The organism is Streptomyces sp. H27-H5 (assembly GCF_026627505.1).
Taxonomy (GTDB): domain Bacteria; phylum Actinomycetota; class Actinomycetes; order Streptomycetales; family Streptomycetaceae; genus Streptomyces.
This window is the reverse complement of record NZ_JAPNLK010000021.1, coordinates 19,524-37,000: the sequence shown is the minus strand read 5'-3', so window position 1 is coordinate 37,000 and position 17,477 is coordinate 19,524. Positions and strand designations below refer to the sequence as shown.

The window sequence follows — 17,477 nt, the reverse complement described above, 5'->3', positions numbered from 1 at the left end:
GTCAGTATCCCTGGGTAGTGCGTTGGCCTTGACTCCCGCTCCCCCTACCGGCCGAACTTGCGGCGCAGGAGTCCAGCGGCTCGGTGATCTCCGTGAGGCGCAGTGGCCGGGCGAGGAGTACGACGACCAGCGAGAGGGCGGCGGTTCCCGCGCCGACCGCGACGAAGTCACCGAAGGGGTCGGCGGCGCGGGCGGTCGCGTACCCGGCGACGGCCGCCGGTGTGCAGGCGGCCAGCAGTCGCAGGTGGGTCCTCACGGCACTCGCGCGCCGTTCGGTACGGGTGCCCGCGCGCGGGCCGAGCCTGCGCGCGAGGGTGTACGCGGTGACGGCGGCGCCCGCGAGGAAGGCGACGGAGGAGGCCGCGGCCATGCCGGTGACGGCCCAGCGCGGGGACAGCAGGAAGTAGGCGCCTGCGGACAGTGCGGCGTTGAGCCCGGCGATGACGAGGTTCAGGAAGAAAGGAGTCCGGGTGTCGGAGAGGGCGTAGAAGCCACGCGAGAGGACGTACTGCGCGGAGAAGGCGATCAGGCCGGGCGCGAAGGCGATGAGCATCCCCGCCATGACCTCGATGTCGGCGGCGCCGGTGCGGCCGTACTCGAAGACGCTGCCCATCACCCAGGGGGCCAGGGCGACGAACAGCGCGGCGGCCGGCACGACGAACGCGGCGCTGGAGCGCAGGGCGTGGGAGACGTCGCGGCGCAGGGTGCTGAGGTCACCCTCGGCGGCGGCCGAGCTCATCCGGGGCATGAGGGCGGTGACGAGGGAGACGGTGATGATGCCCTGCGGGACGATCCACAGCTGGTAGGCGTTGCTGTAGGCGGTGTAGCCGGCGCCGCCGGCGAGGCCCGCCTCGACGGCGTGCTGCCCGCTGATGGTGGAAAGCCGGGTGACGACCCAGTAGGCGATCTGGTTGGTGAGGACGAGCATCACCAGCCACCCGGCGTTGCGCAGTGGACGGCCGAGGCCGCTGCCGCGCCAGTCGAAGCGGGGGCGCCAGCGGAAGCGGGCGGCGCGCAGCGAGGGGACGAGGGCGAGGGCCTGGAGGATGATGCCGGCGGTCGTGCCGAGGCCCAGGAGCCGGGTCTCGGCGGCGGTGAGGCCGCCCGCCGCGTCGTGGGAGACGTGGAGGAAGAGCCCGAAGACGCCGATGATCACGAGGTTGTTGAGAACCGGGGTCCACATCATGGCGCCGAACCTGCCGCGGGCGCCCAGCACTTGGCCGAGCAGGGTGAAGAGCCCGTAGAAGAGGATCTGCGGCAGGCAGTACCGGGCGAGGGCCACGGTGGTGCTCGCCTGGTCGCCGCTGTAGTCGGTGTACGCCGAGACGATCAGCGGGGCGGCGAGGACCGAGGCGGCGGTGAGCGCCACGAGGGCCGCGGTGCAGGCGGTGAGCAGCCGGTCGGTGTAGGCGGCTCCGCCGTCCGCGTGCTCCTTGGCGGCCCGGACCAGTTCGGGCAGGAAGACCGCGTTGAGCGCGCCGCCGATGAGAAGGATGTAGATGATGTTCGGGACCGTGTTGGCGACGGCGTAGCCGTCGCCGAGGAGTCCGGTGCCCAGCGCCGCGACGACGACGGCGGAGCGGATGAAGCCGGTCGCGCGGGAGACGATCGAGCCGGCTGCCATGAGCACGCTGCTGCGCAGCACCGAGGTCTTCGCCGGCGCCTCGCCGCCGGCGCCGCCCGGGGCGGCCCTTCTGCTTCCGGGCCCGGTGTCGGTGGCCGTCACCGGCGGGCCAGGTAGGCCTGGAACGCCTTGTGGAGCGCGGCGTTGGCGACTCCGTCCATGGGTATCTCCCACTCTCCGAGCGTTTCGACGACCTGTCCCCCGGTGCCGAGTTTCCACCGCAGCAGACCGTACGCACGCGCCGTCGGGTCGAGGGTGGAGGGCACCCCGCGCATGTCGTACTCCTGTGCACCGAGGGCGTGGGCGTCGGACATCATGCGCCACTGGAGGGCGTTACTCGGCCGCACCTCGCGCCGGTGGTCGGCGGATGCGCCGGTCTGGTACCAGACGCGTCTGCCGACGATGATCATCGTGTGGGCCGCGAGGATCTCCCCCTGGTGGACGGCCAGGTAGAGCCGCATGCGGCCCGGTGCCTCCTCGTTGAGCACCTTGTACTGCTGCTCGTAGTAGGCGAGCGAGCGGCCGAGCCGGAAACCGTCGCGCTCCTCGGTGATGCGCAGCAGGCGGTAGAACTCGGGCAGGTCGGCGAAGGTGCCGATGACCGTCTCCACACCGGCTTTCTCGGCCTGGCGCACGTTGCGCCGCCATTCCTGGTTGAAGCCCACCCACACGTCTTCGAGGTCGCGGCCGGCCAGAGGCACGCGGAAGACGTGGCGGGGCTGGGCGTCGCCGTCGTCCTCTCCGCCGCATCTCCTCCAGCCGCGGGCGCGCAGCCGGTCGGCGAGGGCGGCGCCCACCGGGTCGACCTCGCTGGCGAGGACGTCGGATATCTGCCGGCCGGGCCCCGCGCCGGACTTGACGGTGGTCGCGTCCCAACGGCGGTAGGCGGGGGTGGGGCCGATGCGGGCGGCGAAGACACCGGAGGCACGCAGGTGGCGCAGGAGCGGGGTGAGCCAGCGGTCGAGGTACGGATCGGACCAGTCGGCGACGGGGCCCTCGGGAAGGTAGGCGAAGTACAGCCGGGTTCCGGGGAGTTGTCGGTAGAGCACGAGCCCGGCACCCTGAATCTCACCGTCCGGACAGTGCCATCCGAGCCTTTCCGAACGCCAGAGGTCCTTCACGCGGGCCCAGGACGGGTACTGGAGAAAGCTCGCCCCCTCGTGCCGGGCAAGGAATGCCTGGTATTCGGGGACCGACAGGGTGCGCACGTGAAGCTCCCGGTCCTGGTCGTGGTCCTGCTGAGCGGGGTTCACGAGCAGTGCACACACGGCTGTCGGCCTCCCTGTTCTTCCTGGTCTCCCTGACGGGCACTCACAGGACTTTCACAGCCGACCGTGACCGAAGCGCGCAACGTTTGTGACCGGATGATGACCGTTTCGCTGCGGTCGACGTCACGGGGAAAAGGGCAACCCCTTCCCCCGATTGCGGAGCCTAGAGTCGAGCCGTTCGCGTCCTCTTCTGCGAACCTCCACCATCAACATCCCCGGAAGGGGGCCTTCGTTGAGCCGTATACGTCGCACCGCCATGGCGGGCACCGCACTCCTGGCCGCTGCCTCGCTGACCGCCTGTTCGGGCAGAAGTGACGGTGGCGGTGACGACAAGGGCAAGACCGCGCTGAAGCCGAAGGCGCCCATGGCGGTATCGGTCAACCTCACCGGCGACCAGGTCACGGCGGGCCGGCCGGTGACCGTGACGGTGGCCGACGGAAGGCTGGCCCAGGTGAAGGTGACCGACGCGAAGGGCGCGGAACTGCCGGGGAAGATATCCGATGACGGCAAGACCTGGACCTCGGAGCGCAACGCCCCACCCGGCGCGGAGTACAAGGTCGAGGCGCAGAACTCCGAAAGTCAGAGCGCCGGCACCCGATTCAGGACCAGCGCCGCCGACCAGGTGAACAAGGTCTCGATCAACATCCCCAAGGGCAGCTCGGTGGGCGTGGCGATGCCCGTGTCCCTCGTCTTCGACAACCCGGTGACGAACAAGGCGGAGGTCGAGAAGCAACTCAAGGTCACCACCTCGAACAACACCGAAGGCTCCTGGGGCTGGCTCAAGGACTACTCCGGCAACGACCGCGTCGACTGGCGGCCCAAGGAGTACTGGAAGTCCGGCACGGACGTGAAGGTCGAGATGCACCTGAACGGCGTGGACTCCGGCAAGGGCGCCGGCATGTTCACCCGGGACTACGACACCGCTTTCAGGATCGGCAAGGACCGTCGGATCCAGGTCAGCCTCGACACCAAGAGGATGTCGGTGACCCAGGACGGCCAAGAGCTCAGGACGGTCCCGATCTCGGCGGGCACTCCCGGCGGTCAGAAGGCCTCCTGGTCGGGAAAGATGGTGATCATGTCGAAGGAGGGCACCATCCGGATGGACTCCCGGACGGTGGGCCTGGAGAACGCGTACAACAAGATGGTCGACTACTCGATGCGGCTCACCTGGTCCGGTATGTACGCGCACGCCGCCCCCTGGAACGAGGGCGCCTTCGGCCGCGTCAACAGCAGCTCCGGCTGCGTGGGCATGAGCCGCGCCGACGCCGAGGAGTTCTTCGGGCAGTCCCAGATCGGCGACGCTTTCGAGGTGGTCGGCGACGGCTCGAAGGGCAACGCGGACATCGGCAACGGCTACGGCGAGTGGAACCTGTCGTGGGATGAGTGGAAGGCCACGAGCGCCCTGTCCGGCGCCCCGCGGAACGGGTGACGGACGGGGACCGCTCGGCGCCGGGTACCTCACGGACCGCGCCCGGGTCTGCCCGGCGTGGGTGAACTCCGCCCATGCCCGGCGCCGCGCTGCCTGGTGCAGCCGGGCGTCGTCGTCGAACCGGACTGTGAGGCATGCCCGGGTCTCCACGGTGCTCCCCCGGGCGGGGGAGGCAGGTCGTTCAAGCGGCCGATCCGGGTGGAGCTCGTCGATGCGACGTTCAGAACATGACCATTGATCCACGGATGATGAAGGCGTTCTGGCGCACTCGGAGGCAGCAGGGGCTGCGCAGGGTGCAGTGGGCGGCGCTGTTCTGGGGGGTGGCGTACGCCGGATTCGGTCTGGCCTGCGCATTGAAGGGAACTCGCCTGTTCCACCACGGCGGCATCCCGGTGGCCGCGTCGGGTTGGGCCGTCACGGGAGTGGGAGCCCTGGCGGCACTGACCTGTGCAGCGGTGTCGCGCCAGGGGTTGCGGCCCGCACTGCGTGCGCTGCTGTGGACGGTGTGCGGCCTGGCCGGTCTCGCCGCGTTCAGCCTGCTCATGGATGTCATCACGCTGATGTTCGGCCAAGGCGTCGACAGTTGGGCCTCCGCTGTGAACCACGTGCTGGCGGCGGGCGGGACGTTCCTCCTCGCGGCCACCGCCCGATCTGATCGGCTCCTTCCTGTCGCTGGTGCCGCCTCAGTGCCCACCGCCGCACCCCGGCCTGTTCAACTCGTCGCCTGGGCAGGCACGGTGGCCTTTCTCCCGTATGCGGCGATGAAACAGATCTGGGCCTTCGGCGGCACCTTCGCCGGCACATCCGGTGCGGAGATGCGCGCGATCTCCGAGCGCAACGGCGCCTCGGGAATCTGGCTCGCCTTCGAGTCCTGGGGCCTGGATGCCACCATGCTGCTGGCCGTGCTCGGCATCTTCCTGCTGTGGGGGCTCGTCCGACCCTGGGGCCAGGTCTTCCCACGCTGGATGCCGTTCCTGCGAGGTTGCCGCGTCCCGCGCGGGCTCCCTCTGACTCCGGCCCTGATCGGTGTCGCCACCCTCGCCCCGTACGGTGTGCTCGGCCTCGGCTACATGGCTCTGGCCACGATGGACGTGGTGACGATCCGGAGAGGCGACCTCCACTCCCCTCAAGACATGCTCCTGGTCGGCTGGATCGGAATGGCGGCATTCGCCGTGTACGGATGTGCCTTGCTGGTGGCGGCCCGCTCCTACTGGCTGAGGACGCGCGATCTCCCCCAAGGCATTGACGCGACGTGACTGCCGGCGGCCGGTGACAACACCGAGCAGCTCCAGCTGGGCGGCGCCTTCGATGTCGAGCGGTGCCGTGAACCACAGGAGGCGTTGGCGGCAGCCCTGATCGCGCTGTCGTGTGCGGAGCCTGCCGCGGATCAACGGGCGATCGAGATGGCGAAGGGGGTGAATCCGTTGGCCCGGATGATGTGCGGGACGAAGAGTATGGCGGCTTCGGTGGCGCGGGTTCCTTGCGTGGTGTGGGTGCGGGTGCGGGGTGCGGTCAGCGTGAGAGTGTGGTGACGGCTTCGGTGTGGATGCCGGGGGCGGCGGCCAGGAAGGTCTCGCTGTGCGGGGTCCAGGGGCGGCCCTCGGCGTCGGAGATCTTTCCGCCGGCCTCGGTGACGAGCAGGGCGCCGGGGAGCAGGTCCGCGCGGGCGCCGGCGAACTGCCAGAAGGCGTCGATCCGGCCGGCGGCCACGTTCACCAGGTGCAGGGTCGCGGGCACGGAGGTGCGAACGACGAGCGCGTCGAAGAGCATCGCGGTGATCGAGGAGCCGATCGAGCAGGTCGGCGTCGGAGGAGGCGACATCGGTGGCCTGGAGGGTTTCGGACATGGCGGTACTCCCGTGGTCGGGAGGGTTGATGAGGCTGAGTCAGATGTGGTGTCCTGCGCTCCGTCTCGAAGGTATAGAGCCCATTGGTTAACTTCAAATGCATGTCAAGCACGGCTAGGATTACTCACATGCAATTGGATTTGAATCTGCTCACGGCGCTCGACGCGCTGCTGGAAGAGGGCAGTGTGGCCGGGGCGGCCGCACGCCTGCATGTCACCGCACCTGCGATGAGCCGCAGTCTGGGCCGAATCCGGCGCACGACCGGGGATCAGATCCTGGTGCGCACCGGCCGCACGATGACCCCGACGCCGTATGCGATCGCCGTCCGGGAACAGGTGCACGAGTTGTTGCAGCAGGTCGAGGGTGTGCTCGCACCGAGCCGTGAACTCGATCTGGCGACGTTGGAGCGCACCTTCACACTCCGCTGGCACGATTCCCTGGTCGCCTTGAGCGGCCCCGCACTGCTCGCGGGCGTACGCGCACAGGCGTCGGGCGTGCGGTTGCGCTTCGTCGCGGAGTCGAGCATCGACACCCCCGAGTTGCGGCGCGGGGAGGTCGACCTGGAGGCGAACGCCAACCTCCCGAGCGCACCGGACATCCGTGCCGAGAAGGTGGGCGAAACCCGCCTCGTCATCGTCGTGAGGCAGGGGCACCCCCTGACCCGCGTCAAGGCCATCACCGCGAAGCAGTACGCCGCCGCCGATCACGTCACCGTCTCGCGGCGCGGAAACCTCGGCAATGCCCTCGACGACGCCCTGGCGCGACTCGACCTCACCCGCCGAGTGGTGGCGACCGCGCCCACGGAAGCGGCCGCGTTGGAGTTCGCGCGCGACTCCGATCTCCTGATCAGCGTCCCCGAAGCCACCACGCGGACCGCCGTCGCCGACCTCGGCCTGACCGTGCTCCCCCTCCCCCTCGAACTCCCCTCGGCATCGATATACCTGTCATGGCATCAGCGCTACGACACCGACCACGCCCACGCCTGGCTGCGCGGGCTGGCGCGAACCGCGCTGGCCGTCAGCGAACCGTCGTAGCCGTCGTCCGGTCGCCCGCGCGCCTCAGGGCGTACGGTCAGATACCGCTCGCAGTGACGCGGCCGCCGTACCCAACCCGGGTACGCGGATGTACGCCGACAGCGTCGGGCTCCGGAACGGCCGGGTTCGCCGGCCGGGCGGTCACTCCTCGAAGCGCCGTTTGCGCGCGTGGGTTCGCGCCTTCATTCGGTTGCCGCAGGCTGCCATGGAACACCATCGGGCGGTCCCGGGTCTCACGGCGTCCCCGACCCCAGCCTGATCGATCCCGACGCCTGGGAGCACGGCCTGGCCCTTCTTGCCCGCCCGGGCGTCGACCGCGCCCAACTCGCCCTGTTCGGCGACTACGCCGGCAACCGCGCCCTCTACCCGGCGGTGCACGACTGGCTGCGGTCGAGCCGTGTCTACGTCCTCGCGATCTGGGGCCGCAACGACGAGATCTTCGCGTCGGCCGGCGCGACCGCATTCCGGCGCGACGCCCCGGACGCGGAGATCGTCCTGCTCGACGGAGGCCACTTCCTGTTGGAGAGCCACCTCGACGCCGTCGCCGAGGCCATCGTCCGATTCCGCCCGCGCGTACTCGGCGCGCCGGTCGGTTGATGACAGGGAGCGCGGCTCCGGCGCTCCTGCCGGTGATGCGATCGACGGGGAGGCGGCGTGTCGTACCGCGGACAGGGCGCAGGCCTCGACCCCGCCGAGGCCACGCGCCTGGAACGCCTTCCGATGGGCCGGGTGGGTCAGGGCCGCCGGTAGGGGTGGCAGAGCAGGTCCTTGAGGTTGCCGTCGTCGAGGCAGACGCGTACGAGTCCGGCTCCGCCGGGGACGTCTGCCGGAACGGTGAAGGTGAAGTTCCTGGACGTACCGCACGCCGTGTCGGAGGAATCGGAGCCGGCCGAGCCCAACTTCACGGTGTCGGCGGCGTTGTAGGTGTACGCCCAGGTGCGCCGGCAGTACGCCGGACCGGCCGAACTCACCGACTTGTGGGTCCCCGTCACCACGACCGACCGGTTCTGCCAGGTGATCTTGCCCTTCGTCCACGTGTTCCCGAACGTGACGTCGAAATCGGTGGTGGGGTAGGCGGCGGTCTGCGCGCCGGCGGCGGGAGCCACCAGCAGGGTGCCCGCGGTCAGCACGAGGGAACCGAGGGCGGCGGCGAGATGCGGCTTCATACGATCTCCAGGATGGGAAGGGCCGGTTGCGGCTTCACATCCTGGCCGGGTCGACCATCCGTGGCCCACCTCTTAAGTCACGGCTTAAAGGGGGCGGGGATGCCCCCGGGGTCTCACCAGAACTGGCGGAGGTTGAAGCTCCGCAGGGAGACGTGGCTCGCCGGTTCGGTCGAACTCCTGGCGTAGAGCAACGGCATCGCCGTCCGGGCCGATCCGTACGCGGCGTTCCACGCGAGCCACTGGTAGGCGTCCCATCCCCGCTCCATGCCGATTCCCACGCTGTCCCTGCTCAGCGTGGTCAGGGCCAGGCGATGGTGGAAGGCGACGTCGTACCGGGCGCGGACCTCCAGTGGTTGCCGATGGTGCCGGTCGAACCAGTGGAGCGCCGACGTGCCGCGCTCGCTCGGGTGCTCGGAGTTCGCGTGGATCGCGAGCAGGTGGTCGAGGGCGTGCGGCTCGTTCCGGGTGAAGCGCAGCATCGTGCCCTTCGCCGCCTCGACGGCCGCGTCCAGTGTTTCGCCGCTCTTCCACCGCGGGTCGGCGGGCGCACCGGACCAGTCCGGGCCGAACGCCTCCTCCATGTCGCGCTCGACCAGCTCGCTGAAGGGGTCGAGCGGCGTGAAGCGGAACTCGGTGTCCGAGACGGCGTTGTGCCGCGTCAGGAGTGCCCGTATGTCGTCCGCGTGCTGATCGAGCGTGCGCAGGAGGTGCTCCATCCTGCCGTCGAGCGCGTACCGCGTGAAGACGAGGGAGTGCACGGTGCCCGCGGCCCGGTCGGTGGCCGTCTGCTGGGACACGTTGACCGTTCGCTGCTTCGCGAGCGAGTTGTCGAGCAGCGAACCGACGAAGGCCACCATGCGGCTCGAACCCGACGCGTCGACGTGTGCGGGCAGCGCCGGATCCCCCACACCGGCTCGGTGCGCGCACAGTCCGATCTCCACATCGAGGGCCGGCCTGTCCTCCAGCAGCGCCGAGAGGAAACGCGCGCCTTCCAGGTAGCGGTTCGCCTCCGGGTTGAAGGTGTCCCCCTGCCGGCTGAAGCGGAATCCGGCGATCATGGTGGGGACCAGCGCCAGCATGCGCGAGACGGTGAGGGCACTGCGATCGGCCCGCGGGAGCCGGTCCAGGAGTTCGCGCGCCTTGATGACCTCTTGTCGGGCGGCGATCTGACCGCTGTAGGCGTAGATCGCGGCGGCGATCGCGGCTTCCCACCGGCTCGGCCGCTTGAGGGCCAGCGGATGGATCTCCGCGATCGCGTCCGGGGAGGGAAACGCGGTGTCGATCGACTCGGCGTCCTTGCGGATGCCGCACAGGTCCGCGATCTCTCTCGCGTCGATCTTCGAACCGTTGTAGCGGCTGAGCGCCTGCGACCTCGAGTAGTCCCAGAACGTAATCTCTTCGGCCATCTCTCTTCTCTTCCTGCTGACGATCTCGTTCGGGCGCGGGTCGGTCACCGCCGCGCACCGGTGCGCGGCGGTGACCGACCCGCGCCGTGTTCTTCGGCCGCTCTCAGGCCCCGGGGCCGTCTCCGCCCGGGAGGACCGGGCCGACGGTGCGGCGTACGGCGGACAGGGCGACGGCGGCGGCCGCCGCACCGGTGGCCAACAGGGCCCACGGCCACCGGGGGCCCAGCGCGAGTGCCGCGGTCAGGGCCAGCGGGGCGATCGCGGAGCCGACCCCCCAGGACAGTTGGTGCAGGCCGAGGTGGCGTCCGGGCGTTCCCTCCGGGGCCATGCGGACGGCCACGACGTCGCTGGTGGGGGCGTGCATCAGTTCCGCCGCGGTGAACACCAGCACGGCGAGCGTGAGCAGGAACAGCGCCGCCGACCGCGACAGGCCGCTCGCCGCGCCGAAGAGCACGGCCGCCGCGGCCCAGACCAGCGCCGCCCGCTGAAGGGTGCGCAGGTGCTCGCGCCGTTCCAGGTACCGCACCACCAGGGACTGACCCGCCGTCACCATCGCGGTGTTCAGTGCGAACACCGCGCCGACGACCCAGGTGGGCTGGTGGAGCCGCTGGACGACGTAGAGGGGCACGAGCACCGGGAGCGCCGTGCAGACGACCACGAGCACCGTGTTGGCCGCCACCATGGTCACGTACGCGCGGTCGGGCCGGGGCCGGGTCGCATGGGGCCGGGGCGCACGGCTCCCGGGCACCGTCGGCACGTGACCGGCGGACGGACGCCGCTCGGTGGCCGGCAGCAAGGCGATCAGGACGGCGGCGAGGACGTAGCTGGCCGCGTTCGCCGCCAGGACCAGTCGCAGGCCGTTCACGCCGTGCCCGGCCAGGACGCCCGCCGTGAGCCCGCCGACCGTCATCCCGACGTTGCGCAGGGTCCGTTCGAGGCCGTACCAGCGGATCAGCTCGCCGGGGTGGCAGCGCCGGGCGAGGAACGCCCGGTTGGCGGGCCAGAACAGGTTGTCCCCGAGCGCCGCGAGCGTGGCCGCGACGAGCAGCGTGGGCGCGGAGCCGGTCGCCGCATAGACGAGGAAGGCCGTCGCGCGCAGCACGTGGGCCGCTTGGACGAGGGGTACCGGGCCCCACCGGTCGATCAGCGGCCCGGACAGCGGCCCCGCGACCAGGGCGGCGGCCCCGGCCACGGTCAGGAGGGTTCCGGCGGTGGCCGCCGTCATCCGGTCCTGCCACGTCAGGTAGAGCAGCAGGAAGGGCAGGGCGAGGCCGCTGCCCGTGCTGTCGATGACCACGGCCGCGAGCAGGCGCCGCTGACCGTCGAGCCGGGGCAGGCCGAGCGCCGCGGTCAGCCGCCCCGGCCGCGGCGGCGCGGACGGTGCCGTGCTCATGGTGAGGTGACCTCCCGGTGCCCTGGCGGCGGCGGGGCGGGCGACGGCGTGGTGGGGCGCGGTGCCTGGCTCGCGGCGAACCTCACAGCTTCGCCATGGCGTTGCCGATGTAGTTGGGCAGTCGGGACAGTTGGTCCCGGAGTTCGTTCAGGTCCACGGGGTAGCTCTCCCGGTAGCGCCGGGTCACGGCCTCCACCTCGGACCAGGTGCTCGGCATCCTGCCGTCGTTGTAGCGGGGCGCCAGCTGGTCGTACAGCTTGGTGCCGGGGCGCAGGAAGAGCTGGTTGAGCCCGAAGTAGCCGGGCAGGTTCGTCGCCCATTCCAGCAGCTCCCCGTTCTGGCAGGCGGGGTCGTCGGGCAGGCCCACGAGGATGAAGGCGAAGGGTGTGATCCCGGCGTCCTGCAGCTTGCGCACGGCCGCGTTCGTCACCCCGGGCTTGATCCGCTTGCCGACGGGTGTGTCGGCGATCCCCGGGGACTCGGCACCGAGCCACATGCCCTTGCAGCCGGCCCGGGCCCACTCGTCCACGTCCGTGCGCAGGACCACCTCGGCCCGGCTCTGGCCCGTCCAGCCGACGCCCTGACCGGTCAGGCCCCGGCACAACTCCTTGTAGTAGGTGGGGTGGAGGCCGAAGACGTAGTCGAGGAAGAAGATGAAGTCGACGTCGCGTTCGCGCATGGCCGCGATCTCCGCGAGGGTGCGCTCCACGGGCTGGGGGCGCATCCGGGTACCGAACGGCAGGTGGCAGAAGGTGCAGCCGTACGTGCAGCCCCGCACCCCGAGCACGATGCCGCACGAGCCGCGCCGCACCTGGCCGTCCATGAACACCTCGGCGGTGTAGGAACTCAGGTCGAACAGGTCGTAGGCGGGCAGCGGCCACTGTTCGGGGGCGAGTTGCGGATAGCTGTCCGCCAGCGGCATCACCGGCAGCGACGGCCGGCCGGCGGCCAGGTCGCGTACCGCCTGCACGGCGGCGGAGTCGGTCTCGCCGCGCGCGACGTGATCGGTGCCCAGTTCGCGGCGCGTGGCCTCCGGCATCTGCGTGGCGTGCGGTCCGCAGGCGACCAGGGTCGCCCCCGGCCACTGCCGGCGGGCTCGGTCCGCCAGCGCCCTGACCGGGTCCAGCACGAGGGGATAGCACTGGGCGCGGTCGGCTATGGCGGTGATCACGACCACGATGTCGGGGTCGCCGTCGGTGTCGGGCGGGGTGTCGGTGAGGCGGTTGTCCCACACCGACACGCGCATGCCCTCGGCACGCAGCGCCGCGCCCGCGTTGGCCACGTCGAGTGGCAGCTGAAGGAATTCACGGTCGAATTCGTCGTCGGGAATGGCGAAACAGACGTGGGTCATACGAGGCTCCCGGGCGGGTTCGTGGACGCGTGACGGCGGGGATCCGGGGACACGGGGCTGCTCTGAGCCCGGTCGCCTTCGCCCCGCCGCCGCGGCGCCGGGGGATGTGGGGCAAGGGTGCGTGCGCGGCGGGGCGCTCGAAGCACACCGGCGCTCCGGCACGCCGGGGTCCGTGGACGGTAGGGGCACCGTGACCCTACGAAGATCGTCTGCCGCTCCCCCAGCCCCTACGACCCCTACCACCCCCTACGGGGCCCGGGCGGGAGGACCGCGCGGACGTCCCGCGACGCACGGAGCCGGGAGGTCGGGTCCGGACCGCGTCCCGACTCCGCGATGTGCTGCGCGCTGTCGCCCGGGCCGCCGTTGCCCGCCGCGCTCACACCTCGCGGCTCCGGCCGTCGACCGGTAGGGGGTGGTAGGGGGCGTAGGGGCTGGGGTGCGGCGAACGATCTTCATAGGCTCCCGATGTGCCGGCCGAAGCCCCCGCGGCCCGACCGCCGCCGGGCCCTCCGGCCCCCGGCTCAGGCCCCTCGGGCCGTCGCTCCGTCAGCGCACCCCGTGCTCGCCGCCCCTCGGGAGGTGGCGCCGGACGCCGGCCACCGGTGCGCCGGACACTCCGGGGCGATGGCCCGATCCACGACGAGAAGAGGTTGAGACGATGACGTTGGTTGAAGGAGAGTCCAGGGGTGTCGCGGTCGAGGGTGGCGCCGCGGCGTGGCCCGGCGCGAACCGGTACGAGATCCTCGACGGTCGTATGACGCCTCATGATGTCGGTGAGACGGTCCGGTCGGTACTGCGCGGGGAGGGCGTGCCATTCCCGGAGCCCGCGGAACGGGGGCCGGGAGACATGCTGATGGAGCTGGACGGCACCTCCGTACGGCTGTGCAGCCGGCCGATCGCCGACACCGCCCCGGGCACCCTGGACCCCGTCGTCCCCGCGGCCGCTCGCACGCAGGTGCTGCTCTCCGCCGCCGGACCGCTCTCCGCTCGGGCCGGTGCCGTCTTCGACCGCGTCGTCGAGGCGCTGACCCTGCGCGGCCACTGCTACACCGACGCGGAGGTCGACACGATCGTGGGGGGCATGCCCCTGGTCGCCCGCTACGCCACCGAGGAGCCGGCCTTCCGCGACTGGGCGCTGATCTTCCGCGACCACTACGTGGAGAACAGCGTCGGCTTTCTGTTGGGCATGGAGCGCGCCGGCATCGACCCGCAGTGGATCTTCGCGCTCTCCAAGGGCGACCGGACCCTGCACCGCGACCGCGTCCACGCCTGGTTCCTGCACCGCGGCTACCGGAGCGACACGCTGGACAACTCGGTGATCAACGGCTCGGCCGACACGACGGCGCGCGCGTACGCCCTGGCGGCCAATGAGCGGGTGGACGAGTTCGTGCGCAAGGCGCACGCGGCGGGTCGCAGGGTCCTGGTGATCGACGACGGTGGTCTGCTCGCGCAGGGATACGGAGCCGAGGGCGTCCTGAAGGACGGCGTCGACGGCGCCCTGGAGCTGACCGTGAGCGGGCTGAAGCGGATCGCGGGCGCCCCCGGCGAACTGACCATCCCCGTGCTGAACATGGCGCGTTCGCGGCTCAAGAGCATGCTCGGCTACAACGAGATTGCCGATTCCTGCGTGCGCCGGCTGCGCGCCATCCTGCCCGGTGAGAAGTTCATCGGCCGCCATGTGCTGCTGCTGGGCTACGGCACGCTGGGGGGCCGGGTGGCGCACGCGCTGCGGGCGCTGGGCTGCCGGGTGTCCGTGGTGGACACGGAGATCCTGGCGCTGATCACGGCCGCGGAGCACGGGTACGAGACCTACACCAGCGTGGGCGAGGCGCTGAGCGCCCACGCGCCGTTCCTGATCGTCGGCAACACCGGCGAACTCGCCCTCACCCACGACGATCTGCCGCTGCTGCCCGACGGGGTGTACCTCGCGGGGTTCGCCACCAAGGACTTCAGCCTGCTCAGCGAGGGGTTCGAGGGTCTGCGGTCCACCGTGGTCCCCCAGGTAGGTGTCCGCCACACCCTGCCCACCGGCACCACGGCCACGCTGCTGGGGGACGGCCGCTCGCTCAACCTCTTCGAGTACGAGGGCATCGCCAACCGCGGGTACGACGCCTATCGCGCGGGCACCCTGATCGCGGCGAAGCTGCTGTGCCGCGAGGCGGGCGACCTCGCCCCGGGCATTCATCTGGAGCCCGTGGACCGGGAGATCGACGAGGCCGGCCTGTTCGCCGCCTACTACGACGAGTACCTGGCCTCCGGCGCCCGTCGCCCGGCGGCCCAGGCCGCCCCGGTCCCGGTGGCCCGATGAACCCCCGTGTGTCCGGGACCCACGTGTGCGTGATCGGGTACGGTGCCGCCGGCCGGCTGCACCAACGGCTGCTGAGCGAGCTCGGGTTCGACGTCAGCGTGGTCGACCCCGCCCCGGGTGCGGTGCCCGGCGCGATCCCCGTCTTCGAGGGTGTCGAGCAGGCGGTCGTCCGCAGACCCGTCGACGTCTGGTCGGTGTGCTCGCCGACCGCCACCCATGTCGCGACGGTGGCCGAGGTGCTCTCCGTCGCCCCCGCGGCCCGGCTGCTGGTGGAGAAGCCGCTGTGCCGCACGTGGGAGATCCCCGAGCTGAACTCCTTGCTGGACCGCCACCCCGAGGCCCGTCTGGTGGTCATGGACCAGTACCGGCATTCCCGGGCGATGACCCTGCTGCGGAGCATGCGGCAGGAACTGGCGCCCCAGCACCCCCTTCGGGCCGTCCGCGTCGGGTTCGGCAAGGATCGGCGGGCCGACATCGCCGCCGGCCGGTTCGTCGACCGCGACCACGGCATCTTCGGCTACGAGTGGCTGCACATGCTGGCCCTGCTGCGCGGCGCGCTGCCGCAGGCCGCCTACGACGGCTACATGGGCACCACCCCGGACGCGCACGCCCTGCGGGTGGCGTCCGACCCCGAGCTGATCAGCACCGCCGCGCATGAGCGGGCCGTGGCCGACGGTGTGGACATCGAGCTGTACTCCACCATCGTCGGCCCCGACCCGTCCGGGCAGGTCGCCGTGCCCGCCTGGTTCGACCTGCCCACCGCGGCCGGTGAGAGCAGGCAGCGCCATGTCGACGTGCTTGCCGGGCCGGTGCGCTTCGGCCTGGACCTGGACCCGGTGAGCCTGCCCCGGGGCACCCGGCTCCCGCGCAACACCCACCGGCTCACGGCGGAGGGGCCGGGGCTGCGGCGCGAGTGGCTGATCCACGACTCGCCCCTGGACAACGCCCTGCGCTGGTCGGTGGCGGCGTTGCTGTCCCCCGCGGGGCCGCCCGGCCTCGATCTGCGGGGCGCGGCGCGCATCGGTCTGCTGGCCGAGGCCGTGCACCCAGCCCACCGGCCGCCCTCCGTCCGCACCTGACCGGCTGCGGGCCGGGCGGGGCCGCGCAAGCCGGTGACCGGGCGGCGGCTCCGGGCCGGCGACCGGGCGACTTGTTCCGGGCCGCGGCTCCGGGCCGCTGGGGGCCACCTCGCGTCAGGCGGCCCCCGGCCCGCTCGCCTTCGTCCTCCCCGGGTGGGCCCGTGCCGATGTCCGGCGCATGACCCGGCCGACCCCGACGAACAGGAGCGCCGCCCCGGCGCTCCCCGACTGACCGGCCGACCCCACGGCCCTGACTGTAGGAGTGTTTCCGTGCTCACGTTCGGAGTGATCGGCTGCGGGTCGATCGGCGGCTTCCTGGCTCGGCTGCTGACGCGCGAGGACGAGGTACTGGCCGGCCGGGCCCGGCTGGCCGCCGTCGCCGGCCGGGACCCGGTGCGTGCCGGGGCGCTGGCGGCCGAGGTGGGTTGCGACGCGGCCGACGTCGAGGGGCTGCTGGCCCGGCGGGACATCGACGCCGTGCTCGTGTGCACCCCGAGCGGCACCCACGCGGAGCCGGCCGAGGCGGCCCTGCGCGCGGGCAAGCACGTACTGGTGGAGAAGCCGGTCGACGTGACGCCCCAGGCGGCCGACCGCCTGATCGCCGTGGCCCGGCAGGCGGGGCGGACGCTCGGCGTGGTGTCCCAGCACCGCTTCGATCCCGCCGCCCGGCTGGCCCGTACGGTGATCGAGGCCGGGCGGGTGGGCCGGGTGACCTCCGTCATGACCGAACTGTCGTGGTGGCGCGGCCCGTCGTACTACGCCTCCGGCAGCTGGCGCGGCACGCCCGACCTGGACGGCGGCGGGGCACTGATGAATCAGGCGATCCACGCGGTGGACCTGGTGCAGTGGCTGGCCGGGCCGGTGGTGGAGGTGGCCGCGCACACGGCGCGGCTGGCCCACCCCGGCATCGAGGTGGAGGACGTGGCGACGGCCAGCCTGCGCTTCGCGAACGGCGCGTTGGGCACCCTGCTCGCCACCACGGCAGCCTACCCGGGGCGCACCGCCCGGACGGCGGTGAACGGCGACCGGGGCTCCGTGGTCATCGACGACGACCGGCTCGCCTACCTGCACCTCGCCGCAGAGGGTGAGGACGCGCCCGCGTACGGGGCCTTCGGCGCCGCAGACCAGTCCGCCGCGTACGCGGCGTCGCTGGTGGGAGACGGGGCCCGGGACGTTTCGGGGCTGCTGTACCAGCCGCACCGGGACCAGCTCCTGGACTTCTGCGACGCCGTCCGCGACGGTCGGCCCCCGCTGGTGGACGGGGCTGCCGGGCGGCAGGCGGTGGCCGTGGTGACGGCGGTCTACGCGTCCGCCAGGACCGGCCGACCGCAGCGGGTGGACAGCGCGGTTCCGGCCAATGATGAGCGTGAGCGGGGGACTTGGTGAGCGACGCGGTCCGCGAGGGGAGGAAGGTCTGACGGCGGGCGGGCGCCTTGCCTCCCGCGTCGTTGCCGGCGGCCCTCCACCGGGGCCGGTCGGATTCTGTTCACATGTCGGAGAATGGCGGAATACAGCTCCTTCCGGCCGGCGCGCCATCGAGCCCCCATAGACTTGATCACTAGCTGGGCCGGGG

13 protein-coding genes and 3 pseudogenes are annotated in these 17,477 nt (G+C 71.7%); 7 read left to right on the top strand and 9 right to left on the bottom strand.

The annotated features are described in order from the left end of the window. Position 1 precedes the first annotated feature (1 nt). Together murJ and OTB19_RS13240 are read right to left on the bottom strand one after the other, a co-directional pair. Positions 2-1,726 (bottom strand): murein biosynthesis integral membrane protein MurJ, encoded by a 1,725-nt coding sequence (gene murJ, locus OTB19_RS13245; RefSeq protein WP_420716833.1) that lies wholly within the window; start codon positions 1,724-1,726, stop codon positions 2-4. Further along, positions 1,723-2,892, bottom strand: coding sequence for a lipid II:glycine glycyltransferase FemX (locus tag OTB19_RS13240; RefSeq protein ID WP_267798330.1), 1,170 nt, complete (start codon positions 2,890-2,892; stop codon positions 1,723-1,725). Before OTB19_RS13240 ends, murJ begins: the two co-directional genes overlap by 4 nt. Before the next feature lie 256 nt (positions 2,893-3,148). Between OTB19_RS13240 and OTB19_RS13235 the strand changes: the two genes are divergently transcribed. Both OTB19_RS13235 and OTB19_RS13230 read left to right on the top strand, forming a co-directional pair. Next, on the top strand, positions 3,149-4,321 hold the full coding sequence (locus OTB19_RS13235; protein WP_267798401.1) for a L,D-transpeptidase: 1,173 nt from the start codon (positions 3,149-3,151) through the stop codon (positions 4,319-4,321). A gap of 227 nt (positions 4,322-4,548) precedes the next feature. Beyond that, entirely contained in the window at positions 4,549-5,577 is a 1,029-nt protein-coding gene (locus OTB19_RS13230; protein ID WP_267798329.1) for a hypothetical protein, read from the top strand. Between the two features lie 131 nt (positions 5,578-5,708). Here OTB19_RS13230 and OTB19_RS13225 read toward each other — a convergent pair. Together OTB19_RS13225 and OTB19_RS13220 are read right to left on the bottom strand one after the other, a co-directional pair. Next, positions 5,709-5,804: pseudogene (locus OTB19_RS13225) on the bottom strand (NADP oxidoreductase); the annotation flags it as partial. Positions 5,805-5,833: 29 nt separating this feature from the next. Next, positions 5,834-6,112: pseudogene (locus tag OTB19_RS13220) on the bottom strand (inositol monophosphatase family protein); the annotation flags it as partial. Positions 6,113-6,295: 183 nt separating this feature from the next. Here OTB19_RS13220 and OTB19_RS13215 point away from each other — a divergent pair. Then, a complete protein-coding gene (locus OTB19_RS13215) occupies positions 6,296-7,201 on the top strand; it encodes a LysR family transcriptional regulator (RefSeq protein ID WP_267798328.1) in 906 nt (301 codons plus the stop codon). 141 nt (positions 7,202-7,342) lie between these two features. Here the strand turns inward: OTB19_RS13215 and OTB19_RS13210 are convergent, their stop codons facing one another. Beyond that, the gene (locus tag OTB19_RS13210; protein WP_267798400.1) at positions 7,343-7,408 is read right to left on the bottom strand and encodes a hypothetical protein; all 66 of its coding nucleotides are present in this window, start codon (positions 7,406-7,408) and stop codon (positions 7,343-7,345) included. 27 nt (positions 7,409-7,435) lie between these two features. On the opposite strand from OTB19_RS13210, the pseudogene OTB19_RS13205 reads away from it, so the two are divergent. Further along, a pseudogene (locus OTB19_RS13205) lies at positions 7,436-7,798 on the top strand (alpha/beta fold hydrolase); the annotation flags it as partial. A gap of 137 nt (positions 7,799-7,935) precedes the next feature. Here the strand turns inward: OTB19_RS13205 and OTB19_RS13200 are convergent. The 4 genes from OTB19_RS13200 to OTB19_RS13185 form a co-directional block, all read right to left on the bottom strand. Continuing rightward, positions 7,936-8,367 carry a hypothetical protein gene (locus OTB19_RS13200; protein WP_267798327.1) on the bottom strand — a complete coding sequence of 144 codons (432 nt, stop codon included), beginning with the start codon at positions 8,365-8,367 and terminating at the stop codon, positions 7,936-7,938. Between the two features lie 113 nt (positions 8,368-8,480). Beyond that, a complete protein-coding gene (locus OTB19_RS13195) occupies positions 8,481-9,773 on the bottom strand; it encodes a hypothetical protein (protein ID WP_267798326.1) in 1,293 nt (430 codons plus the stop codon). 103 nt (positions 9,774-9,876) lie between these two features. Further along, positions 9,877-11,166 (bottom strand): MFS transporter, encoded by a 1,290-nt coding sequence (locus OTB19_RS13190; RefSeq protein ID WP_267798325.1) that lies wholly within the window; start codon positions 11,164-11,166, stop codon positions 9,877-9,879. A gap of 82 nt (positions 11,167-11,248) precedes the next feature. Further along, a complete protein-coding gene (locus OTB19_RS13185; protein ID WP_267798324.1) occupies positions 11,249-12,517 on the bottom strand; it encodes a B12-binding domain-containing radical SAM protein in 1,269 nt (422 codons plus the stop codon). A gap of 658 nt (positions 12,518-13,175) precedes the next feature. Between OTB19_RS13185 and OTB19_RS13180 the strand changes: the two genes are divergently transcribed. The 3 genes from OTB19_RS13180 to OTB19_RS13170 all read left to right on the top strand — a co-directional run bounded on the left by OTB19_RS13180 (position 13,176) and on the right by OTB19_RS13170 (position 17,290). Next, positions 13,176-14,825, top strand: a complete 1,650-nt coding sequence (locus OTB19_RS13180) for a hypothetical protein (protein WP_267798323.1) — start codon at positions 13,176-13,178, stop codon at positions 14,823-14,825. Positions 14,826-14,854: 29 nt separating this feature from the next. Further along, complete coding sequence (locus OTB19_RS13175) at positions 14,855-15,904, top strand: ABC transporter ATP-binding protein (RefSeq protein WP_267798322.1); 1,050 nt, start codon at positions 14,855-14,857, stop codon at positions 15,902-15,904. Between the two features lie 270 nt (positions 15,905-16,174). Beyond that, entirely contained in the window at positions 16,175-17,290 is a 1,116-nt protein-coding gene (locus OTB19_RS13170; RefSeq protein WP_267798321.1) for a Gfo/Idh/MocA family protein, read from the top strand. Positions 17,291-17,477 lie beyond the last annotated feature (187 nt).